The sequence below is a fragment of the Pseudomonas emilianonis genome (assembly GCF_023072625.1).
GTDB lineage: Bacteria > Pseudomonadota > Gammaproteobacteria > Pseudomonadales > Pseudomonadaceae > Aquipseudomonas > Aquipseudomonas paraveronii.
Genome location: NZ_JAKNRV010000366.1, coordinates 1 through 4,921, shown reverse-complemented (window position 1 = coordinate 4,921; position 4,921 = coordinate 1). Strand labels below are relative to the sequence as shown.

5 protein-coding genes and 1 pseudogene are annotated in these 4,921 nt (G+C 62.1%); 2 read left to right on the top strand and 4 right to left on the bottom strand.

Annotation, left to right across the window (positions count from 1 at the left end; genetic code table 11):
• Positions 1-165 (bottom strand): annotated as a pseudogene (locus L9Z73_RS25275) (glycine zipper family protein); the annotation flags it as partial.
• A gap of 415 nt (positions 166-580) precedes the next feature.
• On the opposite strand from L9Z73_RS25275, the gene L9Z73_RS25270 reads away from it, so the two are divergent.
• Both L9Z73_RS25270 and L9Z73_RS25265 read left to right on the top strand, forming a co-directional pair.
• On the top strand, positions 581-1,060 hold the full coding sequence (locus tag L9Z73_RS25270) for an Lrp/AsnC family transcriptional regulator (RefSeq protein WP_003194418.1): 480 nt from the start codon (positions 581-583) through the stop codon (positions 1,058-1,060).
• 143 nt (positions 1,061-1,203) lie between these two features.
• Positions 1,204-1,413 (top strand): DUF2788 domain-containing protein, encoded by a 210-nt coding sequence (locus tag L9Z73_RS25265; RefSeq protein ID WP_026140189.1) that lies wholly within the window; start codon positions 1,204-1,206, stop codon positions 1,411-1,413.
• Here the strand turns inward: L9Z73_RS25265 and L9Z73_RS25260 are convergent.
• The 3 genes from L9Z73_RS25260 to L9Z73_RS25250 all read right to left on the bottom strand — a co-directional run.
• The gene (locus L9Z73_RS25260; RefSeq protein ID WP_247406944.1) at positions 1,408-2,043 is read right to left on the bottom strand and encodes a pseudouridine synthase; all 636 of its coding nucleotides are present in this window, start codon (positions 2,041-2,043) and stop codon (positions 1,408-1,410) included. The genes L9Z73_RS25265 and L9Z73_RS25260 overlap by 6 nt on opposite strands.
• Positions 2,044-2,114: 71 nt before the next feature.
• Positions 2,115-3,587, bottom strand: coding sequence for an AMP nucleosidase (gene amn / locus L9Z73_RS25255; protein ID WP_164886999.1), 1,473 nt, complete (start codon positions 3,585-3,587; stop codon positions 2,115-2,117).
• A 198-nt stretch (positions 3,588-3,785) separates the two neighbouring features.
• The coding region (locus L9Z73_RS25250) for a DUF4892 domain-containing protein (protein WP_247406941.1) at positions 3,786-4,921 on the bottom strand (1,136 nt) is incomplete at its 5' end.

Here is a 4,921-nt window from a genome sequence, read left to right as displayed (position 1 = left end):
CCCGCCACCTTCAGGGCCGCGTTCATGCTGCCCGCCGCCGCCCTGCGGCCGCTGCCCCTGGCTCTGGCCCTGACCGGGTGAATTATCACGTTCGTCGGCCGTTACCTGCGCGCTGACGCTGACCACCAGCAAACCAACACCTGCCATTCGCCAGATGCGCTTCATGCTCTTCCTCACTGCGGTTTAGGGCTTATCAATGAGACTGGAAAAGCCTCGCCCGGTTCTGGCACAGGTTATCAGTCACGAGAAGAATTTTCTTAAGGCAAAAAGAAAGGGGCGACCCGTCGGCCACCCCTTGAGAACTTCGTCCGGGCTCAACGCTTATGACGTTGGCTCACCTCACGCCGTCTTGTGGACAGTGTGCAGCCTGGAGGCCGGCTCAACCCTGCTGGGGTGGCGGCCGCAGCAGGCCTGATTGGGCGAGCTGCTGTGGACTATGTCCAGGCGGTGATTCTGTTGGTAATCATAGGCGCAGCGCCCCGACAGATGATTGCGAAGATTGCGTCAATAAACAGTGCTTGCGCAATTTTTAACCCTTAAGGGATAATTCACCGCAATAGTTACGACAAAGGCCAGCCCCATGAGCAAACTTGACCGATACGACCTGAGTATTTTGGCGGAATTGCAGCGCGACGCGAGGATCTCCAACCAGGAGTTGGCCGAGCGTATCGGGCTGTCGCCGTCGCCCTGCTCGCGCCGGGTCAAGCAATTGGAGGACGACGGCTACATCGCCCGCCAGGTCGCCCTGCTCGACCGCAAGATGCTCGGCCTGAGCCTCACCGCCTACGTGCTGATCGGCATGGACCGACACACCCCCGAGCGCTTCGAGAACTTCGAAGCGGCCATCCGCACCCTGCCGCAGGTGCTGGAATGCAGCCTGGTGACCGGGATGGATGCCGACTATCAATTGAAAGTCGTGGTGCCGGACATGGACCACTACCAGAAGCTGCTGCTGGGCCACCTGACCCGCATTGAAGGCGTCACCAGCGTGCGTTCGAGCTTTGTGCTGAACCAGGTGCTCAACAGCACCGAGTTACCACTGACCCACCTGCGCACTTAAGATCGGTGAAGGTCAAATGTGGGAGGGGGCTTGCCCCCTCCCACATTTAAGTCTGCCTGCGACGCACCGACGCAGGTCAATGCCTAGCCCGAGCACTGCCGTATACTTGCCGCCTGCCCCGTCGGAAGAAACCAATGAACTCGATTGACCCCGCGCTATTTGAAGAATGGATGATGACCGGCCTGGTCACGATCCTGATCATTTTCATGGGCTTTATCGTCTGGGACCTGGCGAAGAAATCCAAAGCCGGGCGTTTCGGCTCGTTCATCCTGTTTTTCGTGCTGGGCCTGGGCGTGGCCGCGTTCGTCATCAAGAGCGTGGTGATCGGCCTGATCGAGTCCGGCGCCTTATAAGCGCGCCGGTACGGCCTTCCATTGGCCCTGATCCAGGCCGTCGATGGACCAATCGCCAATCCGCACGCGCACCAGGCGCAAGGTGGGCAACCCCACCGCCGCCGTCATGCGCCGCACTTGGCGGTTTCGCCCTTCACGAATCACCAACTCCAACCAGTGGGTCGGCACGCTTTTGCGAAAGCGCACCGGCGGGTTGCGTGGCCATAACTCAGGCTCGTCCAACCGCCGGGCTTCGGCGGGCAAGGTCATGCCGTCGTTGAGTTGCACACCGTCGCGCAGGCGTTGCAGTTGTTCTTCAGTGGGTTCGCCTTCCACCTGCACCCAGTAGGTTTTCGCCAACTTGTGCTTGGGGTCGGCAATGCGCGCCTGCAATTGACCATCGTTGGTCAGCAGCAGCAGGCCTTCGCTGTCACGGTCCAGGCGGCCCGCCGGGTAGATGCCGGGGATGTCGATAAAATCCTTGAGGGTCGCCCGCCCGCCTTCGTCGCTGAACTGGGTCAGCACGTCGAAGGGTTTATTGAACAGGATCAGCTTCGGCTCGGCCGGTGGCGCCTTGGCGACGCGACGAGCTGCGGAATACGGGGCTTTCACGCCAGGGCGGCGCGAATCGGGACGGGTGGGACGGGACATGGCGAAGGAACATCTAACGGTCAGGACCGACAATGCTAGTGGCCTGACCGCTAAATGACCATCCCAACCGCTTAGCGGAACGGCGGTTCGTCGAAGCTGCGCAGTTTGCGCGAGTGCAGCGAGTTGAGCTCGGTGCGCAACAGGTCGACCGCCTCGATGCCGATCTTCAAGTGCTGGCTGACCGCACGCTCATAGAACGCGTTGGCCGAGCCCGGCAGCTTGATCTCGCTGTGCAACGGCTTGTCCGACACGCACAGCAAGGTGCCGTAGGGCACACGCAAACGGTAGCCTTGGGCGGCGATGGTGCCGCTTTCCATGTCCACGGCGACGGCGCGGGACAGGTTGATCAGCGGACGCTCCTGGGCCCAGCGCAGTTCCCAGTTGCGGTCGTCGTAGGTCAGCACAGTGCCGGTGCGCAGGCGTTTTTTCAGTTCTTCGCCCTTTTCGCCAGTGACGTTGGCCGCCGCTTGCTGCAAGGCCATTTGCACTTCGGCCAGGGCCGGGATCGGAATGTTCGGCGGCACCACGCGGTCGAGAATGCCATCGCGGCGCATATAGGCGTGAGCCAGGACGTAGTCGCCGATGGTCTGGGATTGGCGCAGGCCGCCGCAGTGGCCGATCATCAGCCAGCAATGTGGACGCAGCACGGCCAGGTGATCGGTGATGTTCTTGGCGTTGGACGGGCCGACGCCGATGTTGACCAGCGTCACGCCGTGACCGTCAGTGGCCTGCAGGTGGTAGGCCGGCATCTGGTAACGGTGCCAGACCACGCCTGCGGCAATGGCGGACGCTTCGCCGTGGTCCATGCTCTTGTCGATGATCACGTTGCCCGGCAGCACCATGCGGATAAAACGCGGGTCGCTGCGCAATTGCTCCAGGCCATGCAGGATGAACTGGTCGACATAGCGGTGGTAGTTGGTCAGCAGAATCCACGGTTGCACATGGCGCCAGTCGCTGCCGGTGTAATGCACCAGGCGGCGCAGGGAAAAGTCCACGCGGGCCGCATCGAACAGGGCCAGTGGCAGCGGGTCGGTGTTTTCCCAGTCATACAGGCCGTCGGCGATGCCATCGGTGGCGGCCGACAGGTCGGTGCTGGGGAACACACGGGCCAGGGTCGCGGCGGTCACGCCGGAGCCGGCCAGTTCGTCGCCCTGCTCGACCACATACGGGTAAGGAATATTCTGCTGGCTGACGCCGACTTCCACCGTCACGGTGAAGTCGTGCATCAACGGCACCAATTGTTCCAGCAGGTATTTACGGAACGCCGACGGATGGGTGACGGTGACGCTGTAAGTCCCCGGCAGTTGGACCTTGGCATATGCCCGGGTAGTCTGTGGGACTTCGCCGTGGCACTGGTAAGTCAGGCGCAGCTCCGGGTAACGAAACATCGCGCGTTGTTCGGCGTCGGGCTCGACGCGGTCCTTGAGGTATTGCTTGAGGGCTTGATTGAGCGCGCCGGTAGCACGCTCATGCAGAGCCGCCAGCCGGTCGACGGCTTCTTCGGCGGTTTGAACGACAACAAAAGCTTCGGTCACGGTAAGCATCCTGTGTGCTGACTTGCAGACCTTTATCTTGCCTGTATCCCGGCCTCACTGAAACAGCCGAAGTGCAATGCGCTGAATAATGTGGGAGGGGCGGTGCGACGATTCGACTTGCTCCCGATGGCGGTGGTGCAGTTAACGCATGGGCTGACCGACACACCGCTATCGGGAGCAAGCCCCCTCCCACCTTTTGGAGCGTATTTATTCAGACACTTGAGGGGTGGACCGCGCAACGATGGCCCGCACGTCCACCCCACGTGGCAAGGCGCCATACACGCGCCCCGACGACTCACCCAGCCGGCTGGCGATGAACCCATCGCTGACGGCTGCATTCCCGGCCTCCAGCAACAACTTGGCCTGCAACGCCACGGCAATGTCCTCGGTCAGTTGCCGCGCGCGGTATTGGATGTCCTGGGTGTCCATGAACGCCGATTTCAGTTGCTCGATATGCTGCGCCAACTGCCTGTCGCCATGCCCGTCGCCCAGTTCGACAAACAGCGCTTCCAGCACACCCGGCTCTTTGGACAATGCGCGCAGCACGTCCAGGCACTGCACATTGCCGGAACCTTCCCACGTCGAATTCACCGGCGCCTCGCGATACAAGCGCGGCAGGATGCTGTCCTCCACATAACCGGCACCGCCCATGCACTCGGCGGCTTCGTTGATCATCGCGGGCGCGCGCTTGCAGATCCAATACTTGCCCACCGCCGTCACCAGCCGGGAGAACTTGGCTTCCTGCTCATCCCCCAAATGATCGAGGGCGCGGCCCATGCGCAGGCTCAAGGCCAGCGCGGCTTCGCTTTCCAGCGCCAGGTCGGCCAGCACGTTTTGCATCAGCGGTTGTTCGCTGAGTACGCGACCGCTGACCGAGCGATGGGCGCAATGGTGACTGGCTTGGGTCAGCGCTTGGCGCATCAAGGCGCTGGAGCCGACCATGCAATCGAAGCGGGTCATGGCGACCATTTCGATGATAGTCGGCACGCCACGGCCTTCTTCGCCGACCATCCAGGCCAGGGCGCCGCGAAACTCGACTTCGCTGGAGGCGTTCGAGCAATTGCCGAGTTTATTTTTCAGGCGCTGGATATAGAACTGGTTACGCGTGTCGTCCGGGCGGTGCCGGGGCAGCAGGAAGCAGGTCAGGCCCTTGTCGGTCTGGGCCAGGGTGAGGAACGCATCGCACATCGGCGCCGAGCAGAACCACTTGTGCCCCACCAGTTCATAGGTGATGGCAGTGGCTTGGCCACGTGCGGTGGCCTGGGCCTCGTAGCGCAACTGGCCGCTGATCTTGCGGATCGCGCCCATGGGGTAAATGCGCTCTTTTTCTTCGGCGGGGCGGT

What these genes read in the sequence shown, in the direction of transcription:
- amn (WP_164886999.1), bottom strand. Translation starts at nt 3,587, where the DNA reads ATGCTTACCGTGACCGAAGCTTTTGTTGTCGTTCAAACCGCCGAAGAA.
- L9Z73_RS25270 (WP_003194418.1), top strand. Translation starts at nt 581, where the DNA reads ATGAGCAAACTTGACCGATACGACCTGAGTATTTTGGCGGAATTGCAG.
- L9Z73_RS25260 (WP_247406944.1), bottom strand. Translation starts at nt 2,043, where the DNA reads ATGTCCCGTCCCACCCGTCCCGATTCGCGCCGCCCTGGCGTGAAAGCC.